Origin of the sequence: Actinophytocola sp., assembly GCF_035762905.1 — a bacterium.
Lineage (GTDB): Bacteria > Actinomycetota > Actinomycetes > Mycobacteriales > Pseudonocardiaceae > DASYTH01.
In genome coordinates, this window is sequence record NZ_DASUCC010000128.1 from 1 (window position 1) to 21,921 (window position 21,921).

The following is a 21,921-nucleotide window of genomic DNA, read 5'->3' on the forward strand; positions in this document are numbered from 1 at the left end:
GGGGCGGTGCGGTTGTTGCGGGGGACGGCCTTTGAGATCGGGGTGAACGTGGTGGGCGCGCCGACGTTGGCGGTGACGTCGACGGGGGATGCGGGGACGTCGGCGGTGGCGTACACGGCGCCGGTGCTGGACGTGGTGCAAGGGGGGCGGAGTCTGGGGCGGTTGGATGCGGCGAATCCGCGGTTGGACATTCCGGTGGGGGTTGCGGTGGCGGGGGATGCGGCGGGGAACCTGCCGGTGATCGGGGATCTGCTCGGCAGTGGGCAGCGGGTGGGGGACGCGGTGGCGCGGGGACTGCGGAAGATCGATATCGGGGTGATCCGGTTGAGCATCGGTCAGCTGGATCAGAAGTCGCAGGTGATGACGGAGCCGTTCGCGGGGTTCCAGTTGGGGGCAACGGCGCGGCTGCTGGATGTGCAGGTGTTGCCGACGGCGGCGTTGGGGCTGGCCAAGTTGCCGTCGGCGTTGGCGCAGGTGACGTTGGGTGAGCAGGTGGCGCGGGCGTATGCGCCGACCGGAGGTGTGGAGTGCGGGCGGCCGGCGGGGCAGCCGGCGCAGCCGCCGGAGCCGCGGCCGGTGCAGAACCTGGCGTACAGCACGGCGCAGTACCAGACCATTCCGATGTTCTGGGGTGGGACCGCGATGCTGCTGATGGGGGTCGTGCTGGTGGCGGCGGTTCCGGGGCGGCGCCCCAGGATGGTCGCTGCGCACGACACGGAACCCGGACTGGACCCCGCAGACAAACCCGAACCAGACCCGAAGCCCGCAGACAAACCCGAACCAGAGCCGAAACCCGAAACCGCACCGGAACCCGAGGCGACGGAGACGGACGAAACGGAGACGAAGGACTAAGCCCTGCCTCGTGGATCAGCGGGTGAAGTCTTGGCCCGACCCAACGCAACCTCAGGGGCACCGTGACGCCACCCAGCCACAATCACCCCGAAATCCGCACGTCCGCCGGAACGCAACAACAGCAGTTAATTCCGGAGAGGCGGACAGCGGCGGACTAGCCGCGGTGTAGGGCGGTGAGCATGGCTTCGATGGCGATGCGCGGCTTGACGTTGAGCTCGATCGCCTCGCGGCAGGAGAGCACGGCTTCCAGGCGGCGCAGGGTGGATTCCGGGGACCAGGTGCGGGCGGCCTTGTCGATGTGCTCGGCGTGGTCGGGGTGGGTGAGCGTGGCGGGGGCGCCGCCGGTGCTGACCAGCACGTCCCGGTAGAAGCCGGCGAGGTCGACAAGGGCCAGGTCCAGGGCGTCGCGTTGGGTGCGGGTGGCGCGGGACTTCTGGCGGCGCTCCAACTCCTTGATGGCGCCGGCGCTGCCGCGGGTGGCGCCGACGGCGCCCTTGCCGGTGCCGCCGTGGCCCATCGCGGTCTTCAGGGCGTCCTTCTCCGCCTCGTCCCGGGCGCCGCTCACCTCACTCGCGTCCGCCTCGGCGGTCTTGACCAGATCGTCGGCGCACTCGAACACGTCGGCGAGGCGGCCAAGGTGCAACGGGATGCGCAGCACCGCGGCCCGGCGGTCGCGGGCGGCCGGGTCGGTGGCCAGCCGGCGGGCTCGGCCGACATGGCCGCCGCACACCGACGCCGCCCAGCCGGCGGTCTGCTCGTCGATCCCGTCCCGGTCCCGGAGCACCTCGGCGATCGCGGCCGGCGCCGGGGTGCGCAGCGGGACCGGCCGGCACCGCGAACGGATCGTCACCGGCACGTCGTCCGGGTGGTCGGACGGCGCGCAGAGCAGGAACACGGTCCGCTGCGGCGGCTCCTCGATGGCCTTCAGCAGCGCGTTCGCCGCGCCCTCGGTCAGCCGGTCGGCGTCCTCGATGATCACGACCTGCCACCGGCCGCCGGTCGGGCGCCGCGCGGAGGTCTGCACCAGCGCCCGCATCTCGGCCACCGAGATGGACAGTCCCTCGGGCACCACCAGGCGCACGTCGGCGTGCGTGCCGGCCATCGTCGTCCGGCAACCGGGGCACTCGCCGCAGCCGGACCCGGCCACGCACTGCAGCGCGGCGGCGAACGCCCGGGCGGCGACCGAACGGCCCGAGCCGGGCGGCCCGGTGAACAGCCAGGCGTGGATCATGCCCGCACCGCTACCGGCACCGTCCACCACCCCGGCCGCGGCCGTCGCGGCGCCCCGCAGCACCGCGATCGCGTCGGGCTGACCCACGACCTGCGACCAGATCACCGTAACTCCGCCGGGGTGAGGGACTCGTCGGGAATGAGCGCGGCCAGCCGCCGGCCGGCCAGCGCGGCCTGGACGGCCGTGCGGATCCGCTCGGCCACCTGGTCCGGCGTGCCCTCGGCGTCGATGACCACGTACCGGTCCGGGTCGGCCCTGGCCATCTCGGTGAGCAGCCGCTGGACCCGCCAGTGGTGCTCGGGGGAGCCCCGGTCGGGGGTCGGCATGGTGCTCGGATCGCGGTCCAGCAGCAGCGTGATGTCCGGCCGCAGCCGCGCGGTGGCCCAGTCGGCCAGGCCCTCCAACTCGGCCTGGTCCAGCCCGGCCGCCGCGGAGAGTTGGGCCAGCGGGCTGTCCACGAACCGCTCCATCACGACCAGCGCACCGCGATCCAGCGCCGGGCGGATCTGCCGCTCCACGATGTCGGCCCGCACCGCCGCGGCCACCAGCGCATGCGCCCGGGGCCCGGCCAGCTGGGCGCCGGTGAGCACCGCCTGCAACCGGCGGTCGTCCAGCGCCGGGTCGGTGGCCAGCAGCACCTCCTTGCGCCCGGGGTGGCGCAACCAGTCGGCGAGCAGGTGCGCCTGGGTCGCGGTGTCCTGCACGGTGTCGCCCTCGACCGCGATCAGCAGGCCGGTCGAGCGGCGCGGCTTGCCCCGGATCGCGGCCATCAGGTCGGCCATGATCGGCTCGGTGCGCCGGTCGTCCATCTGCCGGTAGGCGATCACGCCGACCAGCGCGGCGAGCAGCCCCGCGGCCAGCAGCACCGGGCGGGTGCCGTCGACCAGCATCTCCCGGCCCCACGCGGTCACCGTGCGCGGCTTGACCAGGCCGACCAGCAGCGGAACCGATGCGGTCGCGCCGAACAGGATGATCTTCATCAGGGACTGGTAGATCGCGTTGATCCGGCCCCGGATGGCGTCCTCCACCTGCGAGCCGATGATCGTCACACCGGTCAGGAAGGCCACCCCGGCGCACGCCCCGACCATGGCCACCGCCAGCAGCGACACGGCCAGGTGCGGGGACAGCGCGACCAGCGTCAGGCTCAACCCGGCCAGCACGATCGCGATACCGAACAGCCGGTTGTGCGGCAGCCGGACGGCCAGCCGCGGCGAGATCGCCATGCCGGTGCCCAACCCGACGAACAACGCGACGAACAACATGCCGAACGCCGAGTCGCCACCCAGCAGGCTGTTGGCGTAAGCCTTGGCGGTACCGATCACGGCGCCGCCCGCGGCGAACGCCCCGATCATGCCGATCAGCAGGCCGCGGACCAGCGGGGTGCTGCGCACGAACCGCAGCGCGTCGCGCAGCATGACCCCAAGGCCCGGCAGGTTCTCCGTGGGTACAACGGTGCCCTGCTCCTCGGCCGGGGCCCGACGGGACAGCTCCGGGATCCGGGAGATCAGGATCGCGCTGGTCAGATACAGCAGGCCGTTGATCACGATGATGATCTTGGCGATGTTCAGCGCGAGCGCGTCGGTCTGGAAGTCCAGCGTGGTGCCGATGCCGGTGACCAGGGAGTACAGGCCGGCGGCGGTGACCACGGCGATCCCGTAGGTCATCACCATGCCGAGCTGGTTGGCCGTCTCCACCTGGTCGCGGCGGCGCAGCAGGTTCGGGACCGCCGCGTCCTTGGACGGGATCCACATCATCGCGCAGCAGCCGATCATGAAGTTCGCCAGGAACAGCCACCAGGCCGTGCCGACGATCACGATCGAGGCGAACAGCGCGCAGCGCAGCAGATCGCAGACCACCATCACCTTGCGCCGGTCGAACCGGTCGGCAAGCACCCCGCCGAGCGGTGCGAACAGCAGGCCGGGCAGCAGCTGGGTGAGCACGACGCCGGCGAAGGCGAAGCTCTGCGCCTGGTAGCCCTCGGTCAGCTTGGTGACCAGACCGGTCAGCGCCAGCAGCGACAACCAGTCACCGATGCTGCACAGGTAGGTGACGCCCCACAGCCGCCGGAACGCCCGGATGGCCAACACGCTGCGGGCGCGGTGGGTGATGGACGCGTTCGAAGTCGCCGGCGAGCTCGCCCAGCCGACCGCATCCGAGTTCGGGCCCCCGCCGATGACTCCACCCCTTCCAGCTGACCCGCTACCAGCGTAGCCGGACGGCCCGACAGAGGTGGGCGATACCTGAGACCTCGCTCAGTTGACGATGCTGTCGATCGTGTCAGCCAGACTGATGAAGATCATCACAATCATCGTGATGATCACCCCGACCAGCAGCAACACCCCCACGGTGGTGGCGATGGCCACGCCGCCGGAGCCGGGCCGGCGGACCCGCTGGATCCGGGCCGGCTGGCGCGGCCGGAAACCGGGGAGCTGCCGTCCGGACGGGTTGCGCGGCCAGCCGGCCCGCGGGTTGAGCGGCACGATGCCGGGCGTCTCGGTGAACGTGGTGGCGGACTCCCGGCGCCGCACCGGCTCGGCCGGCGACTCGTCCTCCTCCTCGCCCAGCGCGGCGTGCACCGCGCGACGCACCTCGGACAGGTCGGGCTCGACCGGCTTGGCCATCTCGATCCGAAACGGCTCTCCGGTGTCGTTCCACGCCGGGTACGGGTCGGGCGGCTGGGTCCCGTCGGGTTCCCACGGCGTATGGGCCACGGGTTTCAGTATGGCGGTTGGGCCCCGTCCAGCCAACGGGGTCGGTCCGACCAGTTACTGACCGTCAGGTCTTCGCCTTGGAGCGGGCCGGTGCCTTGCGCTTGGTGGTGGTCCGTTTGGGGGCCGGACCCTTCGCCCGGCGCTCGGCAAGCAGCTCGGCCGCCCGCTCGTCGGTGAGCGTCTCCACGCTGTCCGCCTTGCGCAGCGAGGCGTTGGTCTCGCCGTCGGTCACGTACGGCCCGAACCGGCCCTCCTTGACCACCATCGGCTTGCCGGTCGCCGGGTCGGCGCCCAGCTCGCGCAGCGGGGGCGCGGACGCCGCCGCGGCCCGGCCGCGCCGCTTCGGCTCGGCGTAGATCTTCAGCGCCTGCTCGACGGTGACCGTGAAGATCTCCTCCTCGTTGGTCAGCGACCGGGAGTCGGTGCCCTTCTTCAGGTACGGCCCGTACCGGCCGTTCTGCGCGGTGATCTCCTCACCGCTGGTCGGGTCGGTGCCCACCACCCGGGGCAGCGACAGCAGCCGCAGCGCGTCGTCCAGCGTGACCGTGTCCAGCGACATCGACTTGAACAGCGAACCGGTGCGCGGCTTGACCTTCTTGGCCTTGCTGCCGTTCTCCGGCTCCGGCAGCACCTCGGTCACGTACGGCCCGAACCGGCCCTCCTTGGCCACGATCTCGTTGCCGGTCACCGGATCCGAACCGAGCGAGCGGCCCTCCACCGGCGTGGCGAACAACTTCTCGGCGATCTCCAGGGTCAGCTCGTCCGGTGGCAGGTCATCCGGCAGGTTCGCCCGCTGCGCCGAGCCGTCCTCGCCGTCCCGCTCCAGGTAGGGACCGTAGCGACCGACCCGGACCACGACCGGCCGGCCGGTCTCGTCGTCGAACAGCGGGATCGAGTTGATCTCCCGCGGGTCGATCTCCTCGACCCCGGAGCCGACCAGCTTCTTCAGCCCACCCGAGCGGGCCACCGAGCCGTCCGGCCCCATCTCGCCGCCGAAGTAGAACATCGACAGCCACGGGGTGCGCTGCGAGCGGCCGGCCGCGATGCCGTCCAACTCGTCCTCGAGGGCGGCGGTGAAGTCGTAGTCCACCAGCCGCCGGAAGTGCTGCTCGAGCAGCCCGACCACGGAGAACGCGATCCACGCCGGCACCAGCGCGGAGCCCTTCTTCCACACGTAGCCGCGGTCCTGGATGGTGTTGATGATCGACGCGTAGGTGGACGGCCGGCCGATGCCCAGCTCCTCGAGCGTCTTGACCAGGCTCGCCTCGGTGTAGCGGGGCGGCGGCGAAGTGGTGTGCCCCTCGGCGGTCAGCTCGGTCGCGGTGATCGGCTGGTCCTTGACCAGGCGCGGCAACCGGCGCTCGGCGTCGTCGGCCTCGCCGCCGGCCTCCGAGTCCACCGCCTCCACGTAGGCGCGCAGGAACCCGGCGAAGGTGATCGTGCGGCCGGACGCGGCGAACGTGCACTCCTCGCCGCTGGCCGCCGTCCCGGTGATCCGCACGCTCATCGTGGTGCCGCGGGCGTCGGCCATCTGCGAGGCGATGGTGCGCTGCCAGATCAGCTCGTAGAGCCGGAACTCGTCGGACTCCAGCTCGCCGGCCACCTGACCGGGGGTGCGGAACACCTCGCCGGCCGGGCGGATCGCCTCGTGCGCCTCCTGGGCGTTCTTCACCTTGCGGGTGTACTGCCGCGGCTGCGGGGAGACGTAGGCGTCCCCGTAGAGGTCCCTGGCCTGCGCCCGGGCCGCCGCGATCGCCGTCTCGGACAGCGTCGTGGAGTCGGTACGCATGTAGGTGATGTAGCCGTTCTCGTACAGCCGCTGGGCCACCCGCATCGTGCGGTCGGAGGAGAACCGCAGCTTGCGCCCGGCCTCCTGCTGCAGCGTCGAGGTCATGAACGGCGCGTACGGGCGGCGGGTGTAGGGCTTCTCCTCGACGCTGGTGACGGCCAGCGCCGACCCGGTGAGCCCCTCGGCCAGCCGGCGCGCCTCCGGCTCGTCCAGCCGCAGCACCGTCGCGCCCGGCTTGAGCTCGCCGTTCGGGCCGAAGTCGCGGCCGGTGGCCAGCCGGGTGCCGTCCACGCTGACCAGCCGCGCGCCGAACTGGCGTGGATCGTCCGCGCCGTCCTCGCCCGTCCCCTGGGCGGTTTCCAACCGGGCCGAGATGTCCCAGTACGAGGCCGACACGAAGCGCATCCGCTCGCGCTCGCGCTCCACCACGATCCGGGTGGCCACCGACTGCACCCGGCCAGCGGACAGGTTCCGCATGATCTTCTTCCAGAGCACCGGGCTGACCTCGTAGCCGTACAGCCGGTCGAGGATGCGCCGGGTCTCCTGGGCGTCGACCAGGTCCTGGTCCAGTTCGCGGGTGTTCTCGGCGGCCGCCCGGATGGCCGGTTCGGTGATCTCGTGGAACACCATCCGGCGCACCGGCACCTTCGGCTTGAGCGCCTCCAGCAGGTGCCAGGCGATGGCCTCCCCCTCCCGGTCGCCGTCCGTGGCCAGGTAGAGCTCGTCGACGGTCTTGAGCGCCTCTTTGAGCTCGGTGACCGTGGACCGCTTGTCCGGGGTGACGATGTAGATCGGCTCGAAGCCGTTGTCCACGTTGACGCCGAGGTTGGCCCACGGCTCGCCCTTGTACTTGGCCGGTACCTCGGCCGCCTTGCGCGGCAGATCCCGGATATGGCCGCGGGAGGACTCCACGACAAAGTTCCGGCCCAGGTAGGAAGCGATCTTCCGGGCCTTGGCCGGCGACTCGACGATCACCAACCGACGGGTCGCCGGTCCCCCACCGCTTCTCGTCGTTCTCGATGCCACTTAATGTCCCGCTCTCTTGTCTCCCACGTGGGCCGCCAGGCCCGCGTCAGCACGCCAGTGTGCACGTTCCTCCCCGCACACCTCGAACTGGAGTATGACTCGTTACTACTTGTAGCAGGATCACCCGGTCGCACGCACGCGCGAAACCACCGGCCAGCGGCCGTCCGCGGCCGGGACCGGCACGGGTCCGACCAGCTCAGCCAGCCGGTTCAGCCGCCGCTGACCCGACACCCGAAAACCCGGACCGCCGCCGCGGTCGGAGAGCATCGTCGCCGCCAGCCCGCACCGGGCCAGGGCACCGCCGAGCGGCTCACCGGTCCCGGACGCGCCCGGATCGGTGCCGAGCAGGTAACCACCGTCGGTCCAGCGGCCGGAGGCCATCGCCCAGAGTCGCAGCAGCGCACCGTCCAGGACCAGACCGGGCGGCACCGACTTCGCCGGCCCGGTCGTCCAGGCGGCGGCCAGTGCCGACAGATCGGCCCGGAACGCGGTGCGGACCAGCCGGGCACCCTCGTCGGAACCGCCCGACTCGGCCTGGACGCCCCGCTCGGCACAGGCGGCCACGATCGCCCGGACCCGCCATGGCTCGTCCACCACGACTGACAGCCGGGCCGCGGTGCCGCCGAAGCTCACGATCTGCCCGGGCCCGCACAACAACCCGGCGAGGTCGCGCACGCGGGGGGTGTTGGCCTCGGCCGAAAAGAACGACAGCTGCGGCACCGGGCCAGGCTAGAACACTCGTTCGACCTTGGTAAGTGGACGCGCGGTTGGTCGGATCAGCTGGTCGGTGCGCTGCTGGTGGAGCCGGCGCCCATCCCGGCCTTCTTGCAGGTTTCGGCCTTGCTGAAAGCGTCGTTCAGCTCCTTGCTCGCCGCGAGGTCCTTGGTCGGGTCCTCCAGCGTGGCGAACTTGCCCATGTCCGCGGCCACCTGCTGGAACGCCTTCTGGAACGCGGCCGGGTCGGCGGGCGAGGCCTGCTCCAGCTTGGTCTTCGCGCCGTCAACGGTGGTCTTCACGTCGGTCAGGGTGGCGGTCACCTTGTCGACCGCGACGGAGCCGTCGGCCACCGGCGGGTCGCCCGCGTCATTGAGATTGCCGATCAGCGTGTCGATCGTGTTCGAGATCGAGCTCAGGTAGGCGACCATGTCGTCCTTTGCCTTCACCGGATCGGACGGGTCGACGTTCGGTGCTTCGTTCAACGCGGCGACCTCATCCTCGACCGATGAGCAGACCTTCTCCGCCCAGGCGACCGCATCGCCACCGCCGGCATTGTCCGCGGACGAGCCGCTGTCACATGCGGTCAGAACCAGGGAAAGTGTGAAGGCCGCGGCGGCGGCCATGGCGATCCGGCGCAACATTGTTGTCCCCTTTGATTTCCTGTGGCACCAACATCATGACAGGTCCACAGTGGATCAATACAGCAGGGGCCGGTCCGAGCGGACCGACCCCTGCTGTACTGCGGAAAACGCGATTACGCCGCGCCGCCCGCGACCTTTTCGGCCGGGTTGTCCGCGATTGCGGTGCCCCGCCGCTTGGAGATCACCACGGCCGCGACCACGATCGCGGCGGCGCCCAACGCGATGGCCACGCGCAGCGCGGTGTTCTGGTCGTCACCGATGGACAGCGCCACGACCGCCGGTGCGATCAGCAGCGACACCAGGTTCATCACCTTGATCAGCGGGTTGATCGCCGGGCCCGCGGTGTCCTTGAACGGATCGCCCACGGTGTCACCGATGACCGTCGCGGCGTGCGCGTCGGAGCCCTTGCCGCCGTGGTGGCCGTCCTCCACCAGCTTCTTGGCGTTGTCCCAGGCGCCACCGGAGTTGGCAAGGAAGATCGCCATCAGGGTGCCGGTGGCGATGGCGCCGGCCAGGTAGCCGGCCAGCGGACCGACGCCGAGACCGAAGCCGACGGCCATCGGCGCGAGCACCGCGAGCAGACCCGGCGTGGCCAGTTCCCGTTGCGCGTCCCGGGTGCAGATGTCCACCACGCGGCCGTACTCCGGGCGCACCGTGCCGTCCATGATCCCGGGGTTCTCGTGGAACTGGCGGCGCACCTCGAACACCACCGCGCCCGCGGCCCGGGAAACGGCGTTGACCGCCAGCCCGGAGAACATGAACACCACCGCGGCGCCGATCGCGACGCCGACCAGCACGTTCGGGGCGAACACCACGAAGTCCAGCGCATTGAGCCCGGCCCGGCCGGCCTCGGCAAGCGCCCTGGTGATCGCGTCGGTGTAGGAGCCGAACAGCGCGGTCGCGGCCAGCACGGCCGTCGCGATCGCGATGCCCTTGGTGATCGCCTTGGTGGTGTTGCCGACCGCGTCCAGTTCGGTGAGCACCGCGACGCCATCGCCCTGCACGTCGCCGGACATCTCGGCGATGCCCTGCGCGTTGTCGCTGACCGGGCCGAAGGTGTCCATGGCCACGATCACGCCGACCGTGGTCAGCAGGCCGCAGCCGGCCAGCGCGATGGCGAACAGCGAGACGAAGATCGAGCCGGACAACAGGAACGCGCCGTAGACCGCGGCCCCGATGACGAGCGCGGTGTAGACCGCGGACTCGAAGCCGACCGAGATGCCGGCCAGGATCACGGTGGCCGGGCCGGTCAGCGAGGTGCGGCCGACGTCCTGGACCGGCTTGTGCTCGGTGCCGGTGAAGTAGCCGGTCAGCCACAGGATCACGCCGGCGAGCACGATGCCGATGATCACCGCGACGGCCGCGATCAGTGCCGGGCTGCCCTCGATGTTCGGGTCGGACGGCCCGTCCAGCTCGGAGAACGAGTTCGGCAGGTAGATGAACGCGGCGACGGTGCACAGCAACGCGGAGATCATGGCCGAGATGTAGAAGGAGCGGTTGATCGCGGCCAGGCCGCCCTCACCGGCCCGGGCCTTCGTGATGTACACGCCGATCACCGCGGTGATCACGCCGAGCGCCGGCACGATCAGCGGGAACATCAGGCCCTGCGCGCCGAACGCGGTGGTGCCCAGGATCAGGGCGGCGACCAGGGTCACCGCGTAGGACTCGAACAGGTCGGCGGCCATCCCGGCGCAGTCACCGACGTTGTCGCCCACGTTGTCGGCGATCGTCGCGGCGTTGCGCGGGTCGTCCTCGGGGATGCCCTGCTCGACCTTGCCGACCAGGTCGGCGCCCACGTCCGCGGCCTTGGTGAAGATGCCGCCGCCGACTCGCATGAACATGGCGATCAGCGCGGCGCCGAACCCGAAGCCCTCCAACACCTTGGGCGCGTCGGCGGCGTAGACCAGCACCACGAGGGAAGCACCGAACAGGCCGAGCCCGACCGTGGTCATGCCGACCACGCCGCCGGTGCGGAACGCCACCCGCATGGCCTTCTCGCGGCCGCCCTCTTCCCGGGCCGCGGCCGCGACCCGCACGTTGGCCTGGGTGGACAGCCACATGCCGATGTTGCCGATGGCGAACGAGAACACCGCGCCGATGAGGAAGAACAACGACCGGCCGATCCGCTCGCCCCAGCCCGCCGCCGGCAGCACCAGCAGCAGCAGGAACACGACTACGGCGAAGATGGTCAGCGTGTTGCGCTGCCGTTTGAGGTAGGCCGCGGCGCCTTCCTGGACCGCCTTGGCGATGTCCTGCATCTTGGTGGTGCCCTGGCCGGCGGCCAGCACCTCCTTGAGCAACACATATCCCACGCCGAGCGCGGCGAGGGCGATCACGGCGACCACGACCACCACGCCGCGATCACCTCCGGATAGCGTCAAGCCATCCGCGAGCAACTGCCCGGACATCCGTCCTCCTGGTACCTATGCCGGCTGCGGCGCCGGCTACCGGTGACTGGACGCATGCGCCACCGGGGACTTGTTCGATGGGACCGGCGGAGTCTATTGGTCCGGGTGGGCCAGTGAAGACCGAGGGTAGGCCGAACGCCCGCGGGGCGGACCGGCGCGGGGCGGGGCAACGGACAGTAGCGCGGCCGTCGTGGTCCGCGCATCCCGGCGCGTCGTACCGCTGTGCGAAGCTGCCCGGGTGGGCGAGAACACGGGCCGGCGGCTGCTCGACCGGGTGCTGTCCGGCGTGCCCTCGGGTGAGAACCCGTTGACCCATGTCAGGGACCTGCCCGAGCGGCCGGCGGTGAGCGCGCCGTGGCCGGACTGGGTGCCGGACGGGGTGCGCGCATCGTTCGCGCGCTGCGGGGTGCGTCGGCCGTGGGCGCACCAGGTCGAGGCGGCCGGGCACGCGCACGCCGGCCGGCACGTGGTGGTGGCGACCGGGACGGCGTCCGGCAAGTCGCTGGCCTACCAACTGCCGGTGGCCGTCGCGCTCACCGCCGATCCGCGGGCCACCGCGCTGTATCTCGCGCCCACCAAGGCGCTGACCGCCGACCAGCTGCGCGCGGCCGTCGCGCTGGACCTGCCCGGCGCGCGCCCGGCCGGCTACGACGGGGACACCCCGATGTCCGAACGGGACTGGGTGCGCGCGCACGCCCGGTGGGTGTTCACCAACCCGGACATGCTGCACCGGGGCGTGCTTCCGGCGCACGGGCGGTGGGCCGGGTTCCTGCGCCGGCTGACCTACGTCGTGGTGGACGAATGTCACGGCTACCGGGGGGTGTTCGGCTCGCACGTCGCGCTGCTGCTGCGCCGGTTGCGCCGGGTGGCCCGGCGGTACGGGGCGGACCCGGTGTTCGTGCTGGCGTCGGCGACGGTGTCCGATCCCGCGGCGTCGGCGTCTCGACTGTCCGGTGTGGACTGTGTGGCGGTGACCGCGGACGGCTCGCCGCGCGGGGGGCGCACGGTGGCGCTGTGGGAGCCGCCGCTGCTGGCCGAGCTGTCCGGGGAGAACGGCGCGCCGGTGCGACGTTCGGCCGGGGCGGAGACCGCGCGGATCCTGGCCGACCTGGTCGTCGAGGGCGCCAGGACGCTGGCGTTCGTGCGGTCCCGGCGGGGGGCGGAGCTGACCGCGCTCGGCGCCCGGCGCGCACTGTCCGAAGTAGACGGTGTATTGGCCGGGCGGGTGGCCGCCTACCGCGCCGGGTTCCTGCCGGAGGACCGGCGGGCGCTGGAGGCGGCGTTCGCCTGCGGGGAGCTGCTCGGGGTGGCCAGCACCAACGCGCTCGAGCTGGGCGTGGACATCGCCGGGCTGGACGCGGTGGTGATGGCCGGGTATCCGGGCACCCTGGCGTCGTTCTGGCAGCAGGCCGGGCGCGCGGGCCGGGCCGGCGACGGGGCGCTGGTGGTGTTCGTGGCGCGGGACGACCCGCTGGACACGTACCTGGTGCACCACCCGGCGGCGGTGCTGGACAAGCCGGTCGAGGCCACCGTGATCGACCCGACCAACCCGTACGTCCTCGCGCCGCAGTTGGCCTGCGCCGCGGCCGAGCTGCCGCTGACTCCGGACTGCCTGGCCGGTTTCGGCGGGGTGCACGCCGAGGCCGTGGTGACCGGACTGGTGGCCGACGGCGCGCTGCGCAAGCGGCCGACGGGATGGTTCTGGACCGGCCGGGACCGTCCGCATGCCGGTGTGGACATTCGCGGCTCGGGCGGCGAGCAGGTCGCCGTGGTGGAGGCGGACTCCGGCCGGATGCTCGGCACGGTCAACCCCGGCTCGGCCTGCGCCACCGTCCATCCGGGCGCGGTGTACCTGCATCAGGGTGCGTCCTATGTGGTCGATGAGCTGGATCTCGAGCGGGGCCTGGCATTGGTGCACGAGGAGGATCCCGAGTGGACCACGTCGCCGCGCGAGGTCGTGGACATCGCGGTGCTGTCCGTCGCGGAGCGCCGCCGGGCCGGGAGCTCCGGGTCGGTGTGTCTCGGCGAGGTGGCGGTGACCGCGCAGGTGGTCGGGTACCTGCGCCGGCTGCCCTCCGGCGAGGTGCTCGACCAGGTTCCGCTCGACCTGCCCGAGCGGACGCTGGAAACCCGGGCGGTCTGGTACACCGTGGACGAGGGTCTGCTGCGCGCCGCCGGCCTGCCACCGGCCCGGGTGCCGGGCGCGCTGCACGCCGCCGAGCACGCGGCGATCGGCCTGCTGCCGCTGTTCGCCACCTGCGACCGGTGGGACATCGGCGGCGTGTCCACCGCGCTGCACCCGGACACCGGCGCCGCCACGGTCTTCGTGCACGACGGCCATCCCGGCGGGGCGGGCTTCGCCGACCGCGGTTTCGCCGCGTTCGTCCCGTGGCTGACCGCAACCCGGGACGCGATCGCCGCCTGCGAGTGCCCGTCCGGCTGCCCGTCCTGCGTCCAGTCCCCCAAGTGCGGCAACGGAAACGAGCCCCTGGACAAGCCGGGCGCGGTGGCCGTGCTTGCCGCGCTGCTCGATGCGCTCGACTCGGGCGGTGACCTCGCCTGAACATGGCAGCGCGCCGGGTGGTCGACTTCTCGACCTACCCGGCGCGCTACCTGACGCCGGCCACTTAGGAGGGCCCTGCTACCGCATTTTCGGGACTCGCGACCAGGGGAATGATCGGCTGGGTGTCCATCGCCACGCACGGAGTCGATTAGGGAGGCGGGAAACTCCGTGCGGGATGGTCATCCCGGGGCCAGGTTTTCGCCGATCCGGTCACCTGACTGATCGCTGATGCGGTAGTCCATTCCTCCTTTCCCGTGTCCGGCGGATTGCCCTGCCGCGGTTCGTCGGTCGAGTGCGGGAGTCGCGACGACCGCACGGCGGGGCATGGTCAAGATCGGTCTGCGGTGGTCACCAGGTGACCGGCCGGGACGCCGGCCACGGCGTCGAGCACGGCGTCCTGGACGATGTGCGCCTCGGGGATGTGCCAGCCGCACACCTCCGGCCGTACCCGCCAGTGCGCGACACCGTGCGGGAACTGGGACGGCGGCAGCGGTACCCAGCTGCCCGCGCCGTGCACGACGACATCCGCGTGCCCGGCGAGCCCATCGGCCAATCTGGCGCTGGCCTGGACGAGGAACAGCCATCGGCCGTTCGGCGTGCCGATGATCGGTACCGGCAGACCGATCGACCTGAGCACCCGGGCCACCCCGGTGCCGAGGCCGCTGCCCATCTCGACGGCGTCGAGGGTGCCGCCGGTGGCGAGCAGCAGGTTGTACGGCCGGCCGGTCCACCAGCCGGCGACCTCTTCGGGTGTGCTGCCGATCCGCTCCTGCCAGTCGTCGTGCACGGGGACCGGACCACTGTCCGGCGCGTCCGTGCGACCCGCCCAGTGCCCACCGGCCGGATAGGTGCCGGGCAGAACCGGCCAACGGCGCCACGCGAGGCCAATCACCTGCGCCCGCAGTTCGACCCGGAAAGCCCGCAGCCAGCTATCCGACCAGTCCATCTCCAACATCGTGAGAACTTGCCTCCTTGCGCATGGGGCACCGCTCGGCACCCACCGTTGACTCAACGACATCCCCCTGGTGCGAGAAACTTGCAGTCGACAATCGGTCGCTGTGGAACGGCGAGTGAAGGGTCAACCGACCGAGCGACTGAAGACCGCGAGCCGATCACCGGCCGGTGAATTGCAGGCGGGCAACCCCTGGGCACCGCTTATCGTGGGCAATCGACCGCTCCTCGCCACTCATCGACCGTTTAGCGGGATTGACGGTTCCGGCCTACCCGTGGTGGTTCAGTCCACTGGCCGACGGAGTTCCGTCCACCGGTCCGGCGCGGGCCCGCGCGGTCGCCGATCCGTAGCCGAGCAGCAGGTCCGGAGGCGGGGCGACGATCTCGACCTCCGCCGTCCATCCGGTCAGCCGGCAGCCGGCCAGCCGGACCCGCATCTGGCTGGCGACCCACTCGGCCCGGGCGCACGCCTGTCCCACGCCGGACACGGCATGCGCGGCCGCGGCGAGTGCGGCCAGATCGGCGGCGCTGGCCGCCCGGTGCCGGGTGTGCGCGGCGGCGCCGATGCCGAGGATCAGGCCGAGGACCACGAGGATCGCGGCGATGGCGCCGGCGGCCCAGACGGATGCCGAGCCCTGGTCGGGCGGCCGGCCGCGGGCTGGCGGTGTCGGGTTGCCGGCGGATGTTCGTTCCAGCGCAATCGCGGCGGGCTCGCGGTCGGCCGAACGCGCATGGGGACGCGCGGCGGGATTTCGCCTATGGGATCGCACGGCGGCGTTCCGCGGGTGCGGTCGCGCCGCGGGGTTCCGCGGATCGGATCGCACGGCGGCGTTCCGCGGGTGCGGTCGCGCCGCGGGGTTCCGCGGATCGGATCGCACGGCGGCGTTCCGCAAGTCTGGATGCGCGGCGGGGTCCCGCGGGTGCGGTGCCCGCTGCCGGGGTGTGGCCATTTGGTCGACTTCTCCTTTTCTGATGGCCTGTCACGGGGTTTGCGGTTCGGCGACCGCGTAGGCGTGGCCGCGCAGGATGACACCCGGGAGCAGGCCGCCGACGGGTGTGACGGTCACCTGGACGGAGATGGCGTCGCCGTCCTGACTGATGCTGATCCGGGCGCCATTCGGGGCGATCTGTTGCGCGGCGGCCCTGGCCCGGTCCGGCTCGCCGCGAGCGGTGAGGCGGGCCGCCTCGCGCGCCGCGTCGGTGCACCGGAGTTGGTCGGTGACCGCGCCGATGGCGGCCAGCACCAATCCGAGCACCACCGCGAGGGCGGCCACGGCAAGCGCCGCCTCGACGGTGACCATGCCGGCCTCGGAGCGGGACCGCCGCGGCATCACAAGTTCACCGACAACGCCCGCTGCAGCATGGCTTTGAGCCCGGCCAAGGCGGCGTCGCCGGTGACGACGGTGTAGAGCACGGCGGCGAAGGCGGCGGCGGCGATCGTGCCGATGGCGTACTCGACCGTCGACATTCCGTCGTCCGGCCGGCGGCCGAGCCAGCGCAGTGCGTGGGGTGGGCGGATGGGCAAGGGTCGGGGAAACATCGGGTTCTCCTTTTCGGTGTGTTCATTGCTGGACGGACAGTTGGGTGGCCAGTCCGACGACGACCGGCGCGATACCGAGGCAGACGAAAGCGGGAAGGAAACACAGGCCGAGCGGTCCGGTGATCAGCACCCCGGCCCGCTGTGCCCGCGACTCGGCGACATCGCCGGCGGCGGCCCGGATGTCCGTCGCGAGCGAGCCGGCGACGCCGGCAAGGGCGGTGCCGGATCGGGCGGTGCGCCGCGCGGCCCGGGCGAGCGCGGCGGTCGCCGGGCAGTCGAGCGCCGGCGTCCATGCCTCGACCGGATCCGCGCCGAGCGCCAGCAGGTCGGCGGTGGCCCGCAGCGCTCCGGCCGCGGCCCGGGGCAGGTCGTCGGCGACGGCGCGGATGGCCGTGGGAACCGGGAGGCCGGCACGCAGGCAGGCGGCGAGCAGGTCCCAGCCGGCGGCCAGGTCGAGTTGGTCGGCCGGTCCGCCGGGTCGCCAACCGCGGCGCTGGATGCGGTGCACCGCATAGCCGCCGGCGACCGCAACGGCGACGCCGGCCGGCATCCCGGCGAGGGTGGCGACCAAAGCCCCGGTGGACAGACCGAAGACCACCGGCAGCGGCGGGCGGCGGACGAACCGGTTGCGCCGGGTCGGGTCGCCGGCCGGGCTCAGCCGCAGCCGCGCCGGCCGGGTGCCGGACACGGCAACAGCGGCGGCCAGCGACAGCAGGGCGAGCACCTGTTCGGTCAGCACGGCACCTCCCGGCTCATCGCAGGACCACCTTGTCGGTGAGCCGGGCGCTCCAGGCGATGCCGGCGCAGGTGAGGCCGGTGCCGAGGAGCAGGAGGAGTTGGCCGGTGGGGGTGGCGGTGAGCACGTGCAGGGGCCGGGCGCCCATGGCGTGCCCGAGCGCGATGCCGAGGACGGGGAGCAGGGCCAGGATGGTCGCGCTGGCGCGGGGGCCGGCCATGCGGGCGAGAACCTGGCGGGCGAACCGGACGCGGGTGTGCAGATCGACGCGGACGGCGTCGAGCAGTTCGGCGAGCGGGAGGCCGTGCCGCTTGACGAGCAGCCAAGCCCCGCCGAGCTGGGTGAGGGCCTGGGCCGTGGCCGGGGTGGCGGCGCGGCTGCTGGCCAGAGCCAGCCGGACGTCGCCGTCCAGGCGGGCGGCGGCACCGATGGCGCGCAGGGCTTGTGCGGTCCGGGGTTCGGCGTCGGTGGCCGCGGACTCGGTCGCGGCCGCGGGATGGATGCCGGCCCGCAGCCCGGCGACGACCGAGCCCAGTGCCTCGGCCAGCCCGTCGGCGGCGGCCAGGTTCTGCCGGATGGCCCGCCGTGCGGTCCACCGGCGCCAGGCGGTCGCGGCGGCGAGACCGGCGGCGATCCCGCCGGCCGGCCCGCTCACCGCCCAGCCCGCCAGTGCGGCCAGCCCGGCAACCGCGGGCAGCGTCGGCCGGCGGCGGATCCGCGGGAGCCGGCGACTCCGTTGGCGCGCGAGGACTCCGCGCAGCCGCCGCCCGACGCCCGCGGGCGGCCAGCACAGCACCGCGGCGGCCAGCAGGGCCACGATCGCGCTCACCACGGCGGCCGCACTCCCCGGACGGCGAGGGCCGCGCCCAAGGCCTCGCGCCCGTCCAGCCAGGTGCCGGACCGCCAGACCGGCCGCACGACCACCGCTGCGGAGCCGCGGTCCAGGACGCCGATCTCGGCCAGCCGTCGCGCTCCGCCCGGCTCCCGCCGCATGTGCAGCACGACCTGCACGGCCGCCGCCAGCTGACTGTGCAGCGCGGTCGGCGCCAGCCCGCCGAGCGCGGCCAGGGCCGCCAGCCGAGCCGGTACGTCGACCGGTGAGTTCGCGTGCACCGTGCCGGCACCGCCGTCGTGGCCGGTGTTCAGCGCGGCGAGCAGGTCACCCACCTCGGCACCGCGGACCTCGCCGACCACCAGCCGGTCCGGCCGCATGCGCAGCCCCTGCCGGACCAGATCGGACAGCGTGACCTGGCCGGCGCCCTCGACGTTCGGCGGACGGGCGATGAGCCGGACGAACTGCGGATGCCTGGGACGCAACTCCCCCGCGTCCTCGATGCAGACGATCCGCTCGGTGCCCGGCACTCGGGTCAGCAACGCGGACAGCAGGGTTGTCTTGCCCGAGCCGGTTCCCCCGGAGACGAGGAAGGCGAGCCGGGCGTCCACGATGGCTTCGAGCACCGACCGGAGTGCGACGTCGAAGCCGCCGAGGGCCTCGAGGGCGGCCAGGTCGTGCGCTGCCGGGCGCAGCACGCGCAGTGAGATGCAGGTGCCGTCGGCGGCGATCGGCGGCAGCACGGCGTGCAGCCGGACCCGGCCGAGCGGTCCGGATTCCGGCAGCCAGGCGTCGACGAACGGCTGCGCGTCGTCGAGCCGGCGGCCACAGGCCAGGGCGAGGCGTTGGGCCAGCCGCCGGACCGACTCCTCGTCGGGGAACTTCAGGTCGGTGCGGCGGAGCCCGGCCATGCCGTCCACCCACACCTCGCGGCCACCGGTGACCAGGACGTCGGTGGTCGTCGGATCGCGCAGCAGCGGCTCGAGCGGGCCGGCACCGGCGAACTCGCGGCGCAGCAGCCGCAACGCGGCCAACACGTCGTCGTGGCCGACCACGCCGCCCGCCTCGTCGCGGACGGCCTCGGCGACCACGGCGTCGGTCATCTCGGCGCCGCTGGTGGCCAGGCGGCTGCGGACCCGCTCGATGAGGTCGGCGGTCATCCGGTGCTCCGGCGGTCGAGGGTCGACTCGGTGTCGAGGGCGCGCAGGGTGGCGCGGGCGGCGGCGGTGAGGGGGCCGCGGGGGCGGGGCCGGAACTGACCGCGGTCGAGCGACTGGGCGAGAAAAGGTTCCGGGCGCATGACGGCGAGCAGAGGGATGCCGGCGGCGTCGGCGACCTCCTCGGCTCGGAGACCACCGGGGGCGGGGCCGCGGACGATGAGCCGGGGGGCGAGGCCGCGTTCGGTGAGGCGGCGGGCGACGAGCTTGGCGCCGACGCTGGCGCGCACCTCGGCCGGCACGACGATGACGGCGAGGTCGGTCCGGTCCAGTGCGGCGCCGGTGGCGTCCCCCAGTTCCCTTGGCAGGTCGCAGATCACGGTCTCGCCGGCCCGGCGGCCGGCGTCGAGCACAGCGGCGACCGCATCCGGCTCCGGCCCGATTCCTTCTCTGGCGCCGGACAGCAGGGTGAGCCGGGCCGCACCCCTTGCCCGCCCTGGCAACGCGGCATGCAGCGCGGACACTGGTACCCGGCCGGCCCGCAGCCGCATGTCCGGCCAGCGCAGCCCCTCCTCGGACTCGGCGCCGAGCACCAGGTCCAGACCGCCGCTGAGTGGGTCGCAGTCCACCAGCAACGCATTGCTTCCGTTGCGCAGCGCGGTCAGGCCGACGGCGGCGGCGAACACCGAGGCGCCCGCCCCGCCCCGGCCGCCGAGTACCGCCAACACCCTGCCGGTGCTGCCGGCCGGCGCCTCGGCCACATCGGCGAGTACGCCGACCAGCCAGGACTCCTCGTCGGGCAGCTCGACCACCTTCATGGCGCCGAGTGCGAGCGCATCGCGCAACAGCTCGGTGGGCGGCGGTTCGGCGCACACCACGACCACCGAGTCGCGCCGGGGCAGCCCCAAGTCGCGGCAGTCGCGGATGCCCCGGGCGTCCAGGATCACCAGCGGAGCGGCGGTCCAGTGCGGCCGGACCGCCGCCGCGTCCGGTATCCGCTCGACGGCGCACCCGGCCGCGGCGGCGAGTTTGAGGATGTCGTCCAGCAACTCGTCGTCGACCAGGACCACCGGTCGGTTTGTGTCCATCGTGTGCCCCCCGGGAGGCGATCGTTTCGTCCGCGGCCGGGAATTCCGGCTGCGGTTTCCACGATCAACCGGCGGGACGGACCGGACAACGACCGGTGATCAACATGTGGACAACCGACTCGCTTGTGGACAGACGGGCGGGCGCAACACGGCCAGGCATCCACAGGCTGATAAGGGACGACCCCCGCCAGGGGGGAGGGACGGGGGTCGTCAAGGGTTCAGCCCCGGGGGGTCGGACTGAACCGTCCGGCCGAAATGCCGGACCTGACTACTGTAGCTCCTTGTCCAGCCCATGGGGGCACAACGGCTATACCGACGCGCAAGCGGTTCACCGGCGACTTCGCTCGTATGCTGACGATGTGACCGACCCTCGCAGCGCCGCGTCCGGGGACAGCGAACCGTCGGTGGCCGCCTTCTTCGACCTCGACAAGACGGTCATCGCGAAGTCCAGCACGCTCGCCTTCAGCCGCCCGTTCTTCCAGGGCGGGCTGATCAACCGCCGGGCCGTGCTGAAGAGCGCCTACGCGCAGCTCGTGTTCGCCGCCTCGGCCGCCGACGCCGACCTGGTCGAGCGGATGCGGGCGCACCTCACGGCGCTGTGCAAGGGATGGGACGTCCAGCAGGTGCGCTCGATCGTCGAGGAGACCCTGCACGACATCGTGGATCCGCTGGTCTACGCGGAGGCGGCCGAGCTGGTCGCCGAGCACCGGGAGCAGGGCCACGCCGTCGTGGTGATCTCCGCCTCCGGCGCGGAGATCGTGGCCCCGATCGCCAGCATGATCGGCGCCACGGCCAGTGTCGGAACCCGCATGGTGGCGGTGGACGGCCGGTACACCGGCGAAATCGACTTCTATTGCTACGGCGAGAACAAGGCCACCGCGATCAAGCAGTTGGCCGCCGAGCACGGCTACGACCTCGAGGCCTGCCACGCCTATTCGGACTCGATCACCGACCTGCCGATGCTCGAGGTGGTCGGTCATCCCGCGGCGGTCAACCCCGACCGGGCGCTGCGCGCGATCGCCGCGGAGCGCGGCTGGCCGGTGCTCCTGTTCTCCAAGCCGGTGTCGCTGCGCTCGCGGTTCCACGCGCCGTCCGGGACCACGGTGGCGGTGACCGCGATCGGCCTCGGCGCGCTCGCCACGGCGGGCGCCACCTGGTACGGCCTGCACCGCAGGCGGAAAACGCAAAGGTAATTCGGGATATTTGCGCGAAACACACATTTGACTTCACCCGGCCGGCCGTACCCGCATGCTCCGATCCGGCGGTATTCGCAGGCAGGAGCCCTGGAGAATACGCTCACCGGGCGTGTCCGTACACCACTTGCGGGCTCTTTAACGGTGCACCCATATGTGCACTTGAAGTGCCCGGACACACTCGGTAGAAAGTAGGTGCGGACCTCTGATCGGCCAGGGACGAGGCGAAGAGAAGCCCCGATCCACCCCGACTGGGCTCCGTGCGCGAACACCGGAGCACCCACGCTCAGCACGCCGCGGGAGGCATGTCGTCAAGGACTGCGTACCGGGACGCCGGACGCCGAGGCCAGGAACATACGACACCGTTGCACGCTTGGTAGCCCGGATGTTCGCGCTGGACGATTGGGTGATCCCTGCCCGCGGAGAGCGCGGGCGGGGATCGCCCAGTTTTTGTTTTCTGGGGGCCAAGCCCCCAGACCCCCGGGG

The 21,921-nt window shown here is 72.4% G+C and carries 17 protein-coding genes and 1 pseudogene; 3 read left to right on the forward strand and 15 right to left on the reverse strand.

Annotation, left to right across the window (positions count from 1 at the left end; all coding sequences use genetic code 11):
• Positions 1-852, forward strand: a pseudogene (locus VFV67_RS26970) (hypothetical protein); the annotation flags it as partial.
• Positions 853-1,006: 154 nt separating this feature from the next.
• Here the strand turns inward: VFV67_RS26970 and VFV67_RS26975 are convergent.
• The 7 genes from VFV67_RS26975 to VFV67_RS27005 form a co-directional block, all read right to left on the reverse strand.
• The gene (locus tag VFV67_RS26975; RefSeq protein WP_326473461.1) at positions 1,007-2,188 is read right to left on the reverse strand and encodes a DNA polymerase III subunit delta'; all 1,182 of its coding nucleotides are present in this window, start codon (positions 2,186-2,188) and stop codon (positions 1,007-1,009) included.
• Positions 2,185-4,257 carry a bifunctional MFS transporter/dTMP kinase gene (locus VFV67_RS26980; protein ID WP_414636353.1) on the reverse strand — a complete coding sequence of 691 codons (2,073 nt, stop codon included), beginning with the start codon at positions 4,255-4,257 and terminating at the stop codon, positions 2,185-2,187. Before VFV67_RS26980 ends, VFV67_RS26975 begins: the two co-directional genes overlap by 4 nt.
• 78 nt (positions 4,258-4,335) lie before the next feature.
• Positions 4,336-4,794: a hypothetical protein gene (locus VFV67_RS26985; protein WP_326473463.1), complete on the reverse strand. Its 459-nt coding sequence runs from the start codon at positions 4,792-4,794 to the stop codon at positions 4,336-4,338.
• 64 nt (positions 4,795-4,858) lie between these two features.
• Positions 4,859-7,558, reverse strand: coding sequence for a type I DNA topoisomerase (gene topA / locus VFV67_RS26990; RefSeq protein WP_326473464.1), 2,700 nt, complete (start codon positions 7,556-7,558; stop codon positions 4,859-4,861).
• A 171-nt stretch (positions 7,559-7,729) separates the two neighbouring features.
• A complete protein-coding gene (locus VFV67_RS26995) occupies positions 7,730-8,329 on the reverse strand; it encodes a hypothetical protein (RefSeq protein ID WP_326473465.1) in 600 nt (199 codons plus the stop codon).
• Between the two features lie 56 nt (positions 8,330-8,385).
• The gene (locus VFV67_RS27000) at positions 8,386-8,967 is read right to left on the reverse strand and encodes a hypothetical protein (protein WP_326473466.1); all 582 of its coding nucleotides are present in this window, start codon (positions 8,965-8,967) and stop codon (positions 8,386-8,388) included.
• A 113-nt stretch (positions 8,968-9,080) separates the two neighbouring features.
• The gene (locus tag VFV67_RS27005; RefSeq protein WP_326473467.1) at positions 9,081-11,375 is read right to left on the reverse strand and encodes a sodium-translocating pyrophosphatase; all 2,295 of its coding nucleotides are present in this window, start codon (positions 11,373-11,375) and stop codon (positions 9,081-9,083) included.
• Between the two features lie 238 nt (positions 11,376-11,613).
• Here VFV67_RS27005 and VFV67_RS27010 point away from each other — a divergent pair, with 238 nt between their 5' ends.
• Entirely contained in the window at positions 11,614-13,938 is a 2,325-nt protein-coding gene (locus tag VFV67_RS27010; protein WP_326473468.1) for a DEAD/DEAH box helicase, read from the forward strand.
• Positions 13,939-14,266: 328 nt separating this feature from the next.
• On the opposite strand, the gene VFV67_RS27015 is transcribed toward VFV67_RS27010, so the two are convergent.
• The 8 genes from VFV67_RS27015 to ssd form a co-directional block, all read right to left on the reverse strand.
• Positions 14,267-14,884: a bifunctional DNA primase/polymerase gene (locus tag VFV67_RS27015; protein ID WP_326473469.1), complete on the reverse strand. Its 618-nt coding sequence runs from the start codon at positions 14,882-14,884 to the stop codon at positions 14,267-14,269.
• A 274-nt stretch (positions 14,885-15,158) separates the two neighbouring features.
• On the reverse strand, positions 15,159-15,659 hold the full coding sequence (locus VFV67_RS27020; RefSeq protein ID WP_326473470.1) for an Rv3654c family TadE-like protein: 501 nt from the start codon (positions 15,657-15,659) through the stop codon (positions 15,159-15,161).
• A gap of 210 nt (positions 15,660-15,869) precedes the next feature.
• Complete coding sequence (locus tag VFV67_RS27025) at positions 15,870-16,220, reverse strand: TadE family type IV pilus minor pilin (protein ID WP_326473471.1); 351 nt, start codon at positions 16,218-16,220, stop codon at positions 15,870-15,872.
• The gene (locus VFV67_RS27030) at positions 16,220-16,429 is read right to left on the reverse strand and encodes a DUF4244 domain-containing protein (protein WP_326473472.1); all 210 of its coding nucleotides are present in this window, start codon (positions 16,427-16,429) and stop codon (positions 16,220-16,222) included. Before VFV67_RS27030 ends, VFV67_RS27025 begins: the two co-directional genes overlap by 1 nt.
• A gap of 22 nt (positions 16,430-16,451) precedes the next feature.
• A complete protein-coding gene (locus VFV67_RS27035) occupies positions 16,452-17,168 on the reverse strand; it encodes a type II secretion system F family protein (RefSeq protein ID WP_326473473.1) in 717 nt (238 codons plus the stop codon).
• Between the two features lie 13 nt (positions 17,169-17,181).
• The gene (locus tag VFV67_RS27040; RefSeq protein WP_326473474.1) at positions 17,182-17,994 is read right to left on the reverse strand and encodes a type II secretion system F family protein; all 813 of its coding nucleotides are present in this window, start codon (positions 17,992-17,994) and stop codon (positions 17,182-17,184) included.
• A complete protein-coding gene (locus tag VFV67_RS27045) occupies positions 17,991-19,157 on the reverse strand; it encodes a TadA family conjugal transfer-associated ATPase (protein WP_326473475.1) in 1,167 nt (388 codons plus the stop codon). Before VFV67_RS27045 ends, VFV67_RS27040 begins: the two co-directional genes overlap by 4 nt.
• Complete coding sequence (ssd, locus tag VFV67_RS27050) at positions 19,154-20,242, reverse strand: septum site-determining protein Ssd (RefSeq protein ID WP_326473476.1); 1,089 nt, start codon at positions 20,240-20,242, stop codon at positions 19,154-19,156. The genes VFV67_RS27045 and ssd overlap by 4 nt, the downstream gene beginning before the upstream one ends.
• Before the next feature lie 359 nt (positions 20,243-20,601).
• Between ssd and VFV67_RS27055 the strand changes: the two genes are divergently transcribed.
• Positions 20,602-21,435 carry an HAD-IB family hydrolase gene (locus tag VFV67_RS27055; RefSeq protein ID WP_326473477.1) on the forward strand — a complete coding sequence of 278 codons (834 nt, stop codon included), beginning with the start codon at positions 20,602-20,604 and terminating at the stop codon, positions 21,433-21,435.
• Positions 21,436-21,921 lie beyond the last annotated feature (486 nt).